A 13,580-nucleotide genomic window follows, 5' to 3' on the forward strand; every position below is an offset into this window, starting at 1 on the left:
CGATCTGGTCGTATGCCTTGGCTTCACCGCCGAACTTGGCGGACAGCACGGTAGCGATGGCTGCCGTCAGCGTCGTCTTGCCATGGTCCACGTGGCCGATTGTGCCCACGTTGACGTGAGGCTTGGTGCGCTCGAACTTACCTTTTGCCATTTTTCCGACTCCGAAAAAAATCTATACCAATACAACTGGATCTCGGCGCAACCAGAATCGGACGCACCTGAAAGTGGTGCCCATGGCGGGAATCGGACCCGCGACCTCTCCCTTACCAAGGGAGTGCTCTACCACTGAGCCACATGGGCAACTTGACACCGCTCGCGCGACATCAAAATCTCTAACTCAAAAAACCAGCACAACAAGCAATGGAGCGGGAGACGGGAATCGAACCCGCGTCATTAGCTTGGAAGGCTAGGGTTCTACCATTGAACTACTCCCGCATCGACCAACAGTCTCTGCGCGCCCAGCCCCGCAAAAACGAGACCAAACACCAACCTCATCACTTCTATTCACTGGTGGAGGGGACTGGATTCGAACCAGTGTAGGCGTAAGCCAACAGATTTACAGTCTGCCCCCTTTAGCCACTCGGGCACCCCTCCGGAGAATTTCGAATTATAGCACCAGTTTTTTGCAGTCCAGAGAAATTCATAAGGCCAAGCCACCACGCCAAGTTCATGACAGGAGGCAAAGCTATACAAATCCATGGTGCGGCTGGCGGGGATCGAACCCACGACCCTTGGCTTCGGAGGCCAATACTCTATCCACTGAGCTACAGCCGCACGACCGAAATGGCACAGCTTCGCATTATCGCACGCCACCACACGTCGAAGGAATCAATCACAACCGACTTCCGTACGACGACGAAATGGATGACACATCAGGAAGGAAGAGTACAAACCTCGGCACCCGAGGACACCGGCAGCGAGAGCCCCAGCCCCAACAAAAAGGCATCGGTACAGGCACCACCAACACCCACAAGATCAAAATTACCCTCGCTCAGGATCCAGTTCCGAATCAAGCCATCGAACAGGGCGTGCAAACCAATCGCCGCCTCGATCGGAGCCATCGGCAAGACAACCCCCTGGTGCTGCGCCCCCAACGCGAAATCACGCGCCAACTGCTGCGTAAAACCCTCCGACGCAGCCACATGGCGGTCACGCACCCCCACAAGCTCACTCACATACTCTACTTTGTAGAGCGCGATCTCAAAAACCCTGCGGGTTCGCTCATCAGAGGCAACGCCGCGCAGCACGAGCGCCATCACCGCGCGCAATCGCTGCACAGGATCTGGGCAGGTGCTGCTCTCAAACTCCCCGTAGCCCTGCTCCAGCGGAAGTGTCACCCGATCCATCATGGCATTGAAAAGATCCACCTTGTCCTTGAAGTGCCAGTAGATCGCTCCCCGCGTAGCCCCAGCAGCCTGCGCAATATCACTCAGCGAAGCGCGTGAGACCCCCTTCTCTCGAAAAACCTGCTCCGCCGCATCAATCAAGCCGTTGCGCGTGGCAACCGCATCTTCCTTGGTTCGACGCGCCATTAGTATTTGTCTCCTCGTTCTACACACTACGTACCCACACGATCCGCAAAGGCATCAGCCGTCACAATTATACATTCATGTCTGTATGTATAATCGCGCACTTATTTTGTCGGGCTCTGGCCTGGTCGGGCCCTCGACAAGCGGCCCATCCCCTACAACCCGATTCCTTGACGCCCATCAAAAAGGACTCCCATGCTGCGTGATGCATCTGCAACTCCCTCCTTTAGCGCCTTTCCCACCCGCAGGGCTGTCTCTCTGATTGCCTTGACAGCAACAACACTGTTTCTCGCCTCTTGTGGCAAGACGGATGGCCAAGCACCCGCTGGAGGGCCGCAAATGCCACCTGTTGAGGTGGGTGTGGTGACGGCAACGCCTGGCGATGTCGGCTTGATCACCGAATTGCCAGGCCGTGTGGAGGCCTCGCGGGTTGCACAAGTACGTGCTCGCGCCGCAGGCATCCTGCAGCAGCGCCTTTTCAAGGAAGGCAGTGATGTGAAGGCAGGGCAGTCGTTGTTCCGCATTGACCCCGCCCCCTACGCAGCCGCATCGGAAAGCGCGCGCGCTGGCCTGGCCAAGGCCCAGGCCAACCTCGCACAGGCCAGTGCTCAAGTGGAACGCTACCGCCCGCTGGTGAGTGCCAACGCCATCAGCAAACAGGATTTTGTGAATGCCGAAGCTGCCGAAAAGCAGGCACAGGCAGATGTGGCCACTGCCCGGGCTGCGGTACGCACGGCAGACATCAACCTGGGTTATGCCAGTGTGACCTCGCCCATCTCGGGCCGTATCGGCCGGGCTCTGGTTACCGAAGGTGCGCTCGTGGGACAAGGCGAAGCAACGCCCCTGGCGGTGGTGCAGCAGATCGACCCCGTGTACGTGAACTTCACCCAATCGGCGGGCGACGTCTTTCAGTTGCGACGGGCCATGGAAAGTGGACAGTTCAAGCGTGCAGGCAGCGCAGAGGCCGCCAGTGTCAAACTCGTGATGGGCGATGGTTCGGAGTACGCCCAGACAGGAAAGCTGCTGTTCACCGACCTGTCGGTGGACGCCACCACGGGCCAGGTCACGCTGCGCGCCGAGGTGCCCAACCCCAAGGGCGAGTTGTTGCCCGGCCTGTACCTGCGCGTGCGCATTGAGCAAGCCCAGGCCAGCAATGCCATCACCCTGCCTCAGCAGGCTGTCACGCGCACCCAGCAGGGCGACACCGTGAGCGTGGTGGGCGAAGACGGCAAGGTGTCCCAGCGGACCATCAAGGTCAGCGCCGCACAAAACAACCGGTGGGTGGTTCTTGAGGGGCTGAAGGCCGGAGAAAAGATCATGGTGGACGGTTTCCAGAAGCTGCAGATGCTGCCTCCCGGCACGCCCGTAAAGCCCGTCCCGTGGCAAGCTCCGGGCGCGCCTTCGGCACAGGCCGCCACACCCGCTGCATCGGCCGCTTCGGCATCGAAGCCATAAGGGGCATTCCAGCATGGCCAAGTTCTTTATCGACCGCCCCATCTTTGCATGGGTGATTGCCTTGTTCATCATGGTGATGGGCGGGGTGGCGATCACGCAGTTACCGATCGCCCAGTATCCCCCTGTCGCGCCGCCGTCCATCGTCATCAACGCTGCCTACCCTGGCGCCTCCGCGCAAACCCTCGAAGACAGCGTGCTGTCGGTGATTGAACGCGAGATGAACGGCTCACCCGGGCTGATCTACATGGAGTCGGTCGCGCAGGCCGATGGCTCCGGCAGCATCACCCTGAGCTTCCAGCCCGGCACCAACGCCGACCTGGCGCAGGTCGATGTGCAAAACCGCTTGTCACGCGCAACGCCACGCCTGCCGTCCGCAGTGACCCAGCAAGGCGTGCGCGTGGACAAGTCGCGCTCCAACTTCCTGCTGTTCACCATGCTCTCGTCCACCAATCCGGCCACGGACACGGTGGCGCTGGGCGACTACGCATCGCGCAACGTGGTGCCCGAACTGCAGCGCCTGAAAGGCATTGGCCAAGCCCAGCTGTTCGGTACCGAGCGTGCCATGCGCATCTGGATCGACCCGGCCAAGATGGTGAGCTTCAACCTCTCGGCGGCCGAGATCACAGCCGCCATCCGTGCGCAGAACGCGCAGGTAGCCAGCGGCACCATCGGCGACCTGCCCAACGTGGCGGGCCAGGGCATAGCGGCCACCGTGGTGGTCAACGGACAGCTCTCCAGCGTGGAGCAGTTCGGCAACATCGTTCTGCGCGCCAACACCGATGGCTCCACAGTCCGCATCAAGGACGTGGCGCGTGTCGAGCTGGGCGGACAGGCCTATGCCACGGCTGCACGCCTGAACGGCAAGCCCGCCGTAGGCATCGGCGTGCAACTGTCTCCCAGCGGCAATGCCCTCGAAGCCGCCAAGGCCGTGCGCACCAAGATGGATGAACTCTCGCGCTACTTCCCCGAAGGCATGAGCTGGAGCATCCCCTACGACAGCTCGCGCTTCGTGGACATCTCCATCACCCAGGTGGCCAAGACACTGCTGGAAGCCGTGGCGCTGGTGTTCCTTGTGATGTTCCTGTTCTTGCAGAACTGGCGCTACACCATCATCCCGACCATCGTGGTGCCCATCGCACTGCTGGGTACGTTCGCCACACTGCTGGCGCTGGGTTTCTCGATCAATGTGCTGACCATGTTCGGCATGGTGCTGGTCATCGGCATCGTGGTGGACGATGCCATCGTGGTGGTGGAGAACGTCGAGCGCATCATGAGCGAGGAGGGTCTTTCGCCACTGGAGGCCACCCGCAAGGCCATGCGCCAGATCTCGGGCGCCATCATCGGCGTGACCGTGGTGCTGATCTCGGTGTTCGTACCTTTGGCCTTTTTTGCCGGGTCCACCGGCAACATCTACCGCCAGTTCTCGGCGGTGATGGTGGCATCCATCGCTTTCTCGGCCTTCATGGCGCTGTCGCTCACACCGGCACTGTGCGCGACGCTGCTCAAGCCCGTAGAAGCCGGCCACCACCATGAAAAACGCGGCTTTTTCGGCTGGTTCAACCGCAGCTTCTCACGCACGGCCAAGGGGTACGAAGGCTTTGTTGCGCGCATGCTCAAGCGGGCCGCGCGCTACCTCGTCATTTACGCCGCCATCATCGGCGCCGTGACCGTGGTGTACATGCGCTTGCCCACTTCGTTCCTGCCCAGCGAAGACCAGGGCAACATCATCGTCAATGTGCAACTGCCCCCCGGTGCGACACAGGAACGCACGCTGGCCGTGATGCAACAGGTTGAGGAATTCATCCTCAAGCAGCACGAAGTTCAAAGCATGGTGGGTGTGCTGGGTTTCAGCTTTTCCGGCCAGGGCCAGAATGCGGCCCTCGCCTTTGTGACCCTGAAGGACTGGAGCGAGCGCCACGGCCCGGGTCAGTCTGCGCAAGACGTGGCCAACCGCGCTTTTGGCGGGCTGATGGGCATCCGCGACGCGTTCATCTTCCCGCTGAGCCCTCCCCCCATTCCTGAACTGGGCAACGCCAGCGGCTTCACATTCCGCCTGCAGGACCGAGGAGGCGCCGGGCACGAGGCATTGGTGAAGGCACGCAATCAGCTGCTGGGCATGGCCTCGCAAAGCAAGGTGCTGACCCAGGTGCGCCCGGATGGACTGGAAGACGCACCCCAGCTGCAGATCGATATCGACCGCGACAAGGCCAATGCGCTGGGTGTGCCGTTTGATGCGATCAACTCGGCACTGTCCACGGCACTGGGTTCGAGCTATGTGAACGACTTCCCGAACCAGGGCCGCCTGCAGCGTGTGGTGGTGCAAGCCGATGCGCCTGCACGCATGCAGCCGGACGATCTGCTGAAGATCAACGCCGCCAACAGCCAGGGCAAACCTGTGCCACTTTCCGCATTTGCCACAACGCGCTGGGTCAACGGCGCACAGCAGACGGTGCGCTACAACGGTTATCCCGCCATGCGCATCTCGGGCGCACCGGCCCCTGGTTTCAGCACGGGCGCAGCGATGGCAGAGATGGAAAAACTCGCCGGCCAGTTGCCTGCAGGCTTCGGCTTCGAATGGACCGGCCAGTCGCGCGAGGAAAAGCTGGCGGGCTCCCAGTCGCTGATCCTCTACAGCTTTGCCATCCTGGCCGTGTTCTTGTGCCTGGCCGCGTTGTATGAGAGCTGGTCGATTCCGCTGGCCGTGATTCTCGTGGTGCCGCTGGGGGTGCTGGGTGTGCTGCTGGCCACCCTGCTGCGCGGCTATGCCAATGACGTGTACTTCCAGGTGGGGCTGATCACCATCATCGGGCTGTCAGCCAAGAACGCGATTTTGATCATCGAATTTGCGAAGGACCTGCAAGCCCAGGGCAAGAGCGTGATCGAGTCGGCACTGGCGGCGGCCCACCTGCGGTTCCGCCCCATCGTTATGACGTCGATGGCCTTTGGCCTAGGGGTGTTGCCACTGGCCATTGCGTCGGGGGCCGGCTCGGCCAGCCAGCGCGCCATCGGCACCGGCGTGCTGGGCGGGATGATCACCGGCACGGTGCTGGCCGTGTTCTTCGTGCCCGTGTTCTTCGTAGTGGTGCGCAGTCTGTTCAAGGGCAGCGCGCGCCAGCAGGAGATGAACCGCCGCCACGCAGAAGAAGCAGGAGTTGGAACCCATGACTAATCACCCACGCACTACCGCCATCGCCCTTGCAACGGCCCTGCTTCTGGCCGGCTGTTCGTTCATACCCACGTACGAGCGCCCTGCAGCGCCAGTGCCGGCCACCTATACCACCACGGACGCGGCAGCCCCAGGCACAGCAACTGCCGCGCCCTGGCAAGATTATTTTGCCGAGCCCCGGCTGCGCCAGCTCATCGAGGTGGCCCTGGCCAACAACCGCGACCTGCGCGTGGCCGTGCTCAACATCGAGCAGGCCCGCGCCACATTCCAGGTGCGCAGGGCCGACCTGTACCCCGGCGTGGGCCTGGCCGCCAACGCGAGCCGCGCGCCCGCCGCAGGGTCCGGCGATCTGACCAACTCGTTCAGCGTGGGCCTGGCCGTCTCGGCCTGGGAGATCGACTTCTTTGGCCGCATTGCAAGTCTCAAGGAACAGGCCCTTGCCCAGTACCTCTCCACCGAAGAAGGCCGCAACGCCGCACAGGTCAGCCTCGTGGCTGCCGTGGCCAACGGCTGGTTGAACCTGCTGGCCGATGAAGAACTGCTGGACCTGTCGCGCCAGACCCTCGCCTCGCGCGAGGAGTCCATCCGATTGACCAAGATGCGCCTCGATGCAGGCGTGGCCTCGGAGCTGGACTTTCGCCAGGCCGAGTCACTGACCCAGGCGGCGCGGGCCACGCTGGCCCAGCAACAGCGCCAGCGCGCGCTCGACGAAAACGCCCTGGCGTTGCTGTTGGGACAAGCCCTGCCCGATGACATTCGCGCCAGCCTTACAGGCAGCAGACTGGCAGCCGCCCCCGCCATGGCACAGCTGCCGGCGGGGCTCCCATCCGAACTACTGACCCGCCGCCCCGACATCCGCCAGGCGGAGCAGCAGCTGATTGCTGCCAATGCCAACATTGGCGCCGCCAGGGCCGCGTTCTTCCCGCGCATCTCGCTCACAGCGCAGGCAGGCACCGCGAGCGGCGAGCTGTCGGGCCTGTTCAAGAGCGGCTCGTGGGGGTTCACGATTGCACCCTCCCTGCTGCTGCCCATCTTTGATGCGGGGCGCAACCAGGCCAACCTGGAAAGCGCCCAAGCGGGCCGCAGCATCGCCGTCGCGCAATACGAAAAAGCCATCCAGACGGCCTTTCGCGAAGTGTCGGACGCGCTGGCCGGCCAAGCCACGCTGGGCGAGCAGGCGCAGGCGCAACAGCTGCAGGCGCAGGCCGAGGCCGCCCGGCTGCAACTGTCTGATCTGCGCTACCGCAATGGCGTGTCGAGCTACCTGGACCTGCTGGACGCCCAGCGCTCGCTGTTCACGGCGCAACAGGCTGTAGTGCAGGTGAAACTTGCCCAATTGCAAAACCAGGTGGCGCTGTACAAGGCCCTGGGCGGCGGTGCACCCGAAACGGCAGCAGGCAACCCCTCCTGACGCAGGCGGCGGCAAGCTTGGCGCGGCCCCCATTGGTTTGCGGGCGCGTGCCAGGCTCAAGCTGTGTGGGGTGAGATACAGGGCGCGCGCGGGCCTGAGCCGAAGGCAACAGCCCCGCAGATATAATTTAAGGTTGATTTCATCAAAGCCCCCGATACACCAGAGGACGTCATGAGCGACAACCACCACGAAGAAGCCCATACCGGCCCGATCAAGAACCCCAAGCAGTTGCTGGTCGCGGTACTTTTCTCGTTTGTGATTCCGATCTTTGCCATTATTGGCTTGGTCCTGTACGTCACGTCGGCAGACAAGCCTGCCGCTGGTGCCGTCAATCCTGAGAAAGCCATTGCCGAGCGCATCCAGAAGGTGGGCATGGTCGAGATCCGTGACGCCAACCGCCCTCTCCGGGCCGGCGAAGAGGTGTACAAGGGCCAGTGCGCCGCCTGCCATGCAACCGGCGCCGCAGGTGCTCCCAAATTTGCCGACGCTGGCGCCTGGACGGCCCGCATCGCCACCGGCTTTGAAACGCTGGTGCAATCCGCCCTGAAGGGCAAGGGTGCGATGGCACCGCAAGGTGGTGGCGACTTCAACGACACCGAAATCGCACGGGCCGTGGCCTATATGGCCAATGCTGCCGGTGCCAAATTTGCCGAGCCTGCAGCACCCGCTGCGGCTGGTGCTGCTCCGGCAGCCGCAGAAGCCGCTCCCGCCGTCCCCGCCACGCCGGTGGCAGCGGCAGCCCCCGCCGCAGAAGCCGCGCCAGCCGCTGCCGCGCCGGTGGCAGCGGCCGCCGCCGCGGGCGCAGGCGAAGCCCTGTACAAGCAGGCCTGCCAGGTGTGCCATGCTGCAGGCGTAGCCGGTGCTCCCAAGTTTGGTGACAAGGCCGCCTGGTCGGCCCGCCTGCCTGCCGGCATCGATGCGCTGTACAACAGCGTGGCCAAGGGCAAGGGCGCAATGCCTCCCCGTGGCGGTGCAGCCCAGGCGTCAGACGCCGACCTGCGCGCAGCGGTCGAGTTCATGGCTGCCGCCGCCAAGTAAGCCTTCCCCTTGCGGCATGTGCGGTGCACCCTTTGGGGCATTGCATGCAGGCATAAAAAAAGCCGGTTCAGTGGACCGGCTTTTTTGCTTTTCAGGATTGCTTTGTATCCACCATGCGCGGTGACCCAGGGGTTTCGCGGGCACCCCACTGGCCCTGCGGGCTCATGACAAAGCCGTAGCGATCAGGCAACTCTTCCGCCAGCACTTCCTGCGGCAGCCAGCGCCCTGCTTCCACGGCTTCGGCCACCAGAGGCACGTCCAGCGTATGCACCAGGCCCACGCCCAGCGCCGACGTCAGGTAGACATGGCCCTGCGCGTCCACCAGGCAGTCCTGCACCGCCGCGCCACGGCCCGTGTGGGACACCACCGAAAAATCGGACTGCATGCGCCAGATCCAGGGCGTAGCCTCCAACTCTACATACACCCGCTGGGGCCCGTTCTGAAAGAACCATCGCCCCTGCCCATCGGCTTCGTAATTGCGCGCGATGAATTCGATGAGCTTTTCATGCTGCAGCAAGGACCCCTTGCTGTGTGGAAACGGCCCTCCTGCCTGGGCCTGGTCATCGCGCAGGTACCAGTGGCCACGCGCGTCCAGGCCCAGCCAGCCATAGCAGTCGGGCACGTTGGGCCACTTGGCCAGCGCCTGTTTGACGATGTCATCCATGCGGCGATTGTGCGCCCGCCCGCGTCCGAGCCCCTGCGTGTTCCGCCAACCACCCGCCCACCGCGTCGGGCATGGCACGCACGTGCCCCGGCAGGCGGCCATGGGCAAACCCGACGTGGCCGCCGTGTGGAGGCTGCCAGAGCGTGACGAACCCATTGCGCACCTCGTGCGGCAGCGGAAGGCTGGCGGCCGGGACAAACGGATCGTTGCGCGCATTCACCACCAGGGCCGGAATTCTGATGTGGTGCAGCAGCGGCTTGGCCGACGCCCGCTGCCAGTAGTCCTCGGTGTTCCGAAAGCCATGCAGTGGCGCGGTGAACACGTTGTCAAACGCATACAGGTCGCGCGCGGCCATCAGTGCCTGGCGATCGAACAACCCGGGGTGCTGCGCGAGTTTGCGCAGCGCCTTGGGCACCAGGGTGCGCATGAACATGCGTGTGTAGACCTGTCGGTTGAAGCCACGCCCGATGGCGTGCCCCCCTGCGGCCAGATCGATGGGCGAGCACACGGCCGCCACGGCATCGGCGCTGCGCGCAGCGTCTTCGCCCACCTCGGCCGCCCAGCGCAAGAGCGCATTGCCGCCCAACGAGACCCCCACGGCCACCAAGGGGCCCTGGTGCGACGCACGCAGGCGCTGCAGCATCCAGCCGATCTCTGCGTGGTCGCCGGAGTGGTAGGCGCGGGGCGCCCGGTTGATCTCGCCACTGCAACCCCGGAAATGGGGCAAGGCGCAGGCCCAACCGCGCTCGCGCGCCCAGTCGGCAAAGGCCTCACAGTAATGGCTGCGCGACGAGCCTTCCAGGCCATGGAAGACCACCAACAGCGGCCGGAGTGCCGCAGGCGCCGTGGCACCCTCCTCCAGCAGAAAATCCACGTCTACAAAGTCACCGTCCGGCGTGTCCCAGCGCTCTCGGCGGTACACGGGGCGGGGGCCGAACACGCGGCGCGAATACAGGGCTGGCCAGATGGTCTGGAGCTGTCCACCGGGCAACCATCGAGGTGCTACATATTTCATAGCTATTTGCGCTTTCCTATCAAGCGCCAGACCCTAAACAGGCTTGGATTCAAGGCCCCACCACTCAGTGCAGCACGGGCCGTTGGGCGTCCACCACCTGCGCATCGGGCGCGACGCCGGGGCTCGCATGGTGGGCCACCAGGCGCCAGCCTTCCGGGGTCTTGTGATAGACATTGGTGGCCAGCACCACGGCCTGGTGCAGGCCGTCGGGCAGCATCACCTCGACCTGCTCGACCACGCTGTGCACAGCGCTGGTCAGCGCCACCACACGGTGCACCTGCAACGGCCGCGCCCGCACCGTGCCATGCGAAAACATCGCCTCGAACGCCGTGCGAATCGCCCCAGCACCCAGCAGCCGGGGCCCGCCGGGATGCACGCAGATGATGTCGTCGTCTTCTGCCCAGCAGGACATCAAAAGCTCGATGTCGCCCCGCTGCAAAGCCTCATAGAACGCGGCTTCGGTTTCGTCCGAGGAACCTCCGAGGGTGGCGGCGCTGGCGCGAGAACGGGGCATGGTGGTTGGTGAGGCGTCTGGGATGGAAGGTGGCGCGGCGGCCATGCGGCCCGCCATGTGCGGGTTGCTATTGTGCGGCCATCTCCCAAAGCCTTGTGGCCCGCCCGGAAAGTGGCACCAGGGACGGCACTTGTTGCAGAATCAGCCAAGCTGCCGGTTGATGGCACCTTGGCATCTTGTCTCTGTGCCCCAAACTGTCCCTGAACTCCACCTGGCGAAGCCACCATGATCCAACGCATTTTTGCCCTGCTGACCGCCCTGCTGGCGCTCAGCGCATTGACCGGCTGCGGCTACAACGACTTCCAGCGGCTGGACGAGCAGTCCAAGGCCGCGTGGAGCGAGGTCCTCAACCAGTACCAGCGCCGCGCAGACCTTGTGCCCAACATCGTCGCCACCGTCAAGGGCGAGGCCAACTTCGAGCAGGAAACCCTGACGCGCGTGGTCGAGGCGCGCGCCAAGGCCACCTCGATCCAGGTCACGCCCGAAACCCTGAACAATCCCGAGGCGTTCAACAAGTTCCAGCAGGCGCAGGGCGAGTTGTCGGGCGCGCTGTCGCGGCTGATGGTGGTATCCGAGCGCTATCCCACGCTGCAGGCCAACCAGGGCTTTCGCGACCTGCGCGTGACGCTGGAAGGCACCGAGAACCGCATCACCGTGGCGCGCAACCGCTACATCCAGACGGTGCAGGAATACAACGTGCTCGCGCGCAGCTTCCCCACCAACCTGACGGCCATGGCGTTCAGCTATGCGCCCAAGCCCAGCTTCACCGTGGCCAACGAAGCCCAGATCTCCTCGCCGCCCACCGTGGATTTCTCCGCGTCCAAGCCCAAGCCTTGAACGCGGTACTCTCCACCGCTGAAAATTTGAGAAAAATATGCCCCTAGCGCTTATCTGCAAAGCGCTGATAGCTATATTATTGATAGCATTTGCAGCCCCATGGGCGCATGCTGACGGCGGTCTGTTGCCCGTGCCCGTGCTCACCGGCCCCGTCATCGACCAGACCAGCACCCTGAGCGCCTCCGACAAGGCCGCGTTGGAGACGCAGCTGCAAACGCTGGAGCAGACCCGGGGCGCGCAGGTGGTGGTGCTGATGGTGCCCACCACCGCTCCCGAAGACATTGCATCGTTCGCCAACCGCGTGGGCAACACCTGGAAGATCGGGCGCCGCGACGTGGGTGACGGCGTGCTCGTGATCGTGGCCAAGAACGACCGCAAGATGCGCATCGAGGTCGCCAAGACCCTGGAAGGCGCCATCCCCGACATTGCAGCGGCGCGCATAATCGACGGCGCCATGAAGCCCCGGTTCCAGCAAAGCGACTATGCAGGCGGCCTGCGCGACGCCGTCATCCAGCTCTCCGCACGCATAGCCGGTGAGGCGTTGCCAGCACCGGCCAGCAGCGGCAACCCGGCCCACAGCCCAGACAACAGCCGTGACGGATTCGACTGGACGGACCTCGCCGTCTTCCTGTTCTTCGGTGTGATGGTGGCCGGGCCGCTGGCGCGCAGTATTTTTGGCAGCCGCCTGGGGGGCTTGCTCATGGGCGGCGGTGTGGGCTTGCTGGCCTTTGTGGTCACCTCCAGCCTGATTGTGGCGGGCGGCGCGGGCCTGCTCGCGCTGCTCTATACCTGGATCTTCGGAGGTTCCGGCGGCAGCAGCAGCCCCCGGCGTGGCCGAGGCGGTGCGGCGGCCGGTGGCTGGGGCGCAGGAAGCGGCGGAGGCTGGAGCGGCGGTGGCAGCAGCAGCGACAGTGGCGGGTTCAGCTCGGGTGGCGGTGGCGATTTTGGAGGCGGCGGCGCCTCGGGGGATTGGTGAACATGGGTGCAGGATCAACCACCACCTCCATAGCGACCTTACCGGCCGCCCTCTGGCGCCTGGCCCGCCATCGCTGGGGCGAGCCCCAGGCACGCCGCGCGCTGCCCGGCGACACCCTGGAGCGCCTGGCCGGGCAGGTGGCAGCCAGCGAGCAGCAGCACACGGGCCAGGTCCGCATCGTCGCCGAAGCCAGCCTGCCCTGGAGCTATCTGCGCCGCAACGCCAGCGCGCGCGAACGCGCCCTCATGCTGTTCAGCAAATACCGCGTGTGGGACACCGAGCACAACAACGGCGTCTTGATCTACCTGCTGCTGGCCGAACACGCGATAGAGATCGTGGCCGACCGGGGCCTTGCCCGGCATGTGGCAGCGGACGAATGGCGCGATGTGATTGCGCTGATGGCTCCCCGCTTTCGCCAGGAGCAGTACGAAGAGGGCCTCGCACAGGCTATTGACGCCGTGTCCTTGCGCCTTGCCCGCCACTTTCCACGCCTGCCCGATACGCCCGGGCACAACGAATTGCCGGACGCACCGGTGCTGCGCTAGACATCGCGCGCGCAGCCTCCACGGCGGGAGGCTGATCGCACGGAGTTGCCTCCAGAAAGTGGGTTGACGCTGCGGGCTTTAGACGGCCCGCCCAAGCGATTTGCGGGCCCAGCAGAAGCGCGGTTTGTTGGGGGAGTGGCTGGCGCTTCCTGCACCGTGCATGTCTTTCGGGGCATTCTCACTGTTCCAAATAAGCCGCAGGGTTTTCCTCTAGAACACCTTGTTTCAAGGCGATCTTCTCGCTCATTACGAAATCCGCGACCGAAGTTCCCAGCTCATTGTTTCCAATACTGGAACAGTTAGTTTGCGACTCGGTGGTTTTTCTTTGGACTTCACCCGCGTACAGTTCAACCCATCGATGAGCCGAACCCGCAAGGCGACTCACCGAACCCGGTTCAGGAATGGTTTTTTGACCCGGCTTTTTTGAGAC

At 63.9% G+C, this 13,580-nt stretch carries 13 protein-coding genes and 4 tRNA genes; 7 read left to right on the plus strand and 10 right to left on the minus strand.

Annotation, left to right across the window (positions count from 1 at the left end):
- From KW832_RS25440 to KW832_RS25465, 6 genes are all read right to left on the minus strand, one after another.
- Nucleotides 1-151, minus strand: a 151-nt coding sequence (locus KW832_RS25440; RefSeq protein ID WP_255577894.1) for a GTP-binding protein, incomplete at its 3' end; no start/stop codon positions are given.
- Nucleotides 152-225: 74 nt separating this feature from the next.
- Nucleotides 226-300: transfer RNA gene (locus KW832_RS25445), tRNA-Thr, on the minus strand.
- A gap of 61 nt (nucleotides 301-361) precedes the next feature.
- A tRNA-Gly gene (locus tag KW832_RS25450) sits at nucleotides 362-435 on the minus strand.
- A gap of 73 nt (nucleotides 436-508) precedes the next feature.
- Nucleotides 509-594 (minus strand) — tRNA-Tyr (locus KW832_RS25455).
- Between the two features lie 104 nt (nucleotides 595-698).
- Nucleotides 699-774: transfer RNA gene (locus tag KW832_RS25460), tRNA-Arg, on the minus strand.
- A gap of 98 nt (nucleotides 775-872) precedes the next feature.
- Nucleotides 873-1,532 (minus strand): TetR family transcriptional regulator, encoded by a 660-nt coding sequence (locus KW832_RS25465; RefSeq protein WP_218301932.1) that lies wholly within the window; start codon nucleotides 1,530-1,532, stop codon nucleotides 873-875.
- 192 nt (nucleotides 1,533-1,724) lie between these two features.
- Here KW832_RS25465 and KW832_RS25470 point away from each other — a divergent pair, with 192 nt between their 5' ends.
- The 4 genes from KW832_RS25470 to KW832_RS25485 all read left to right on the plus strand — a co-directional run bounded on the left by KW832_RS25470 (nucleotide 1,725) and on the right by KW832_RS25485 (nucleotide 8,599).
- The gene (locus tag KW832_RS25470) at nucleotides 1,725-2,984 is read left to right on the plus strand and encodes an efflux RND transporter periplasmic adaptor subunit (protein WP_218301931.1); all 1,260 of its coding nucleotides are present in this window, start codon (nucleotides 1,725-1,727) and stop codon (nucleotides 2,982-2,984) included.
- A 13-nt stretch (nucleotides 2,985-2,997) separates the two neighbouring features.
- Nucleotides 2,998-6,153, plus strand: a complete 3,156-nt coding sequence (locus tag KW832_RS25475) for an efflux RND transporter permease subunit (protein WP_218301930.1) — start codon at nucleotides 2,998-3,000, stop codon at nucleotides 6,151-6,153.
- Nucleotides 6,146-7,561, plus strand: a complete 1,416-nt coding sequence (locus KW832_RS25480; RefSeq protein WP_218301929.1) for an efflux transporter outer membrane subunit — start codon at nucleotides 6,146-6,148, stop codon at nucleotides 7,559-7,561. The genes KW832_RS25475 and KW832_RS25480 overlap by 8 nt, the downstream gene beginning before the upstream one ends.
- Nucleotides 7,562-7,732: 171 nt before the next feature.
- Entirely contained in the window at nucleotides 7,733-8,599 is an 867-nt protein-coding gene (locus tag KW832_RS25485) for a cytochrome c5 family protein (protein ID WP_218301928.1), read from the plus strand.
- 91 nt (nucleotides 8,600-8,690) lie between these two features.
- Here KW832_RS25485 and KW832_RS25490 read toward each other — a convergent pair whose 3' ends face one another.
- The 3 genes from KW832_RS25490 to KW832_RS25500 form a co-directional block, all read right to left on the minus strand.
- Nucleotides 8,691-9,263 (minus strand): DUF2946 family protein, encoded by a 573-nt coding sequence (locus KW832_RS25490; protein ID WP_218301927.1) that lies wholly within the window; start codon nucleotides 9,261-9,263, stop codon nucleotides 8,691-8,693.
- Nucleotides 9,256-10,278, minus strand: coding sequence for a YheT family hydrolase (locus KW832_RS25495; RefSeq protein ID WP_218301926.1), 1,023 nt, complete (start codon nucleotides 10,276-10,278; stop codon nucleotides 9,256-9,258). The genes KW832_RS25490 and KW832_RS25495 overlap by 8 nt, the downstream gene beginning before the upstream one ends.
- 64 nt (nucleotides 10,279-10,342) lie before the next feature.
- Nucleotides 10,343-10,792, minus strand: coding sequence for a nuclear transport factor 2 family protein (locus KW832_RS25500; protein WP_055401297.1), 450 nt, complete (start codon nucleotides 10,790-10,792; stop codon nucleotides 10,343-10,345).
- Nucleotides 10,793-11,017: 225 nt separating this feature from the next.
- Between KW832_RS25500 and KW832_RS25505 the strand changes: the two genes are divergently transcribed.
- The 3 genes from KW832_RS25505 to KW832_RS25515 are packed head-to-tail and all read left to right on the plus strand — an operon-like array spanning nucleotide 11,018 to nucleotide 13,150.
- Nucleotides 11,018-11,629, plus strand: coding sequence for a LemA family protein (locus tag KW832_RS25505; RefSeq protein WP_255577960.1), 612 nt, complete (start codon nucleotides 11,018-11,020; stop codon nucleotides 11,627-11,629).
- Nucleotides 11,630-11,666: 37 nt separating this feature from the next.
- Complete coding sequence (locus KW832_RS25510) at nucleotides 11,667-12,605, plus strand: YgcG family protein (protein WP_218301925.1); 939 nt, start codon at nucleotides 11,667-11,669, stop codon at nucleotides 12,603-12,605.
- Nucleotides 12,606-12,607: 2 nt separating this feature from the next.
- Nucleotides 12,608-13,150 carry a TPM domain-containing protein gene (locus tag KW832_RS25515; protein ID WP_218301924.1) on the plus strand — a complete coding sequence of 181 codons (543 nt, stop codon included), beginning with the start codon at nucleotides 12,608-12,610 and terminating at the stop codon, nucleotides 13,148-13,150.
- A 178-nt stretch (nucleotides 13,151-13,328) separates the two neighbouring features.
- Here the strand turns inward: KW832_RS25515 and KW832_RS25520 are convergent.
- On the minus strand, nucleotides 13,329-13,580 hold a 252-nt coding region (locus KW832_RS25520; RefSeq protein ID WP_218301923.1), incomplete at its 5' end, for a hypothetical protein.

Source organism: Acidovorax sp. sif0632 (assembly GCF_019218805.1).
GTDB classification, from domain to species: domain Bacteria; phylum Pseudomonadota; class Gammaproteobacteria; order Burkholderiales; family Burkholderiaceae_C; genus Acidovorax; species Acidovorax facilis.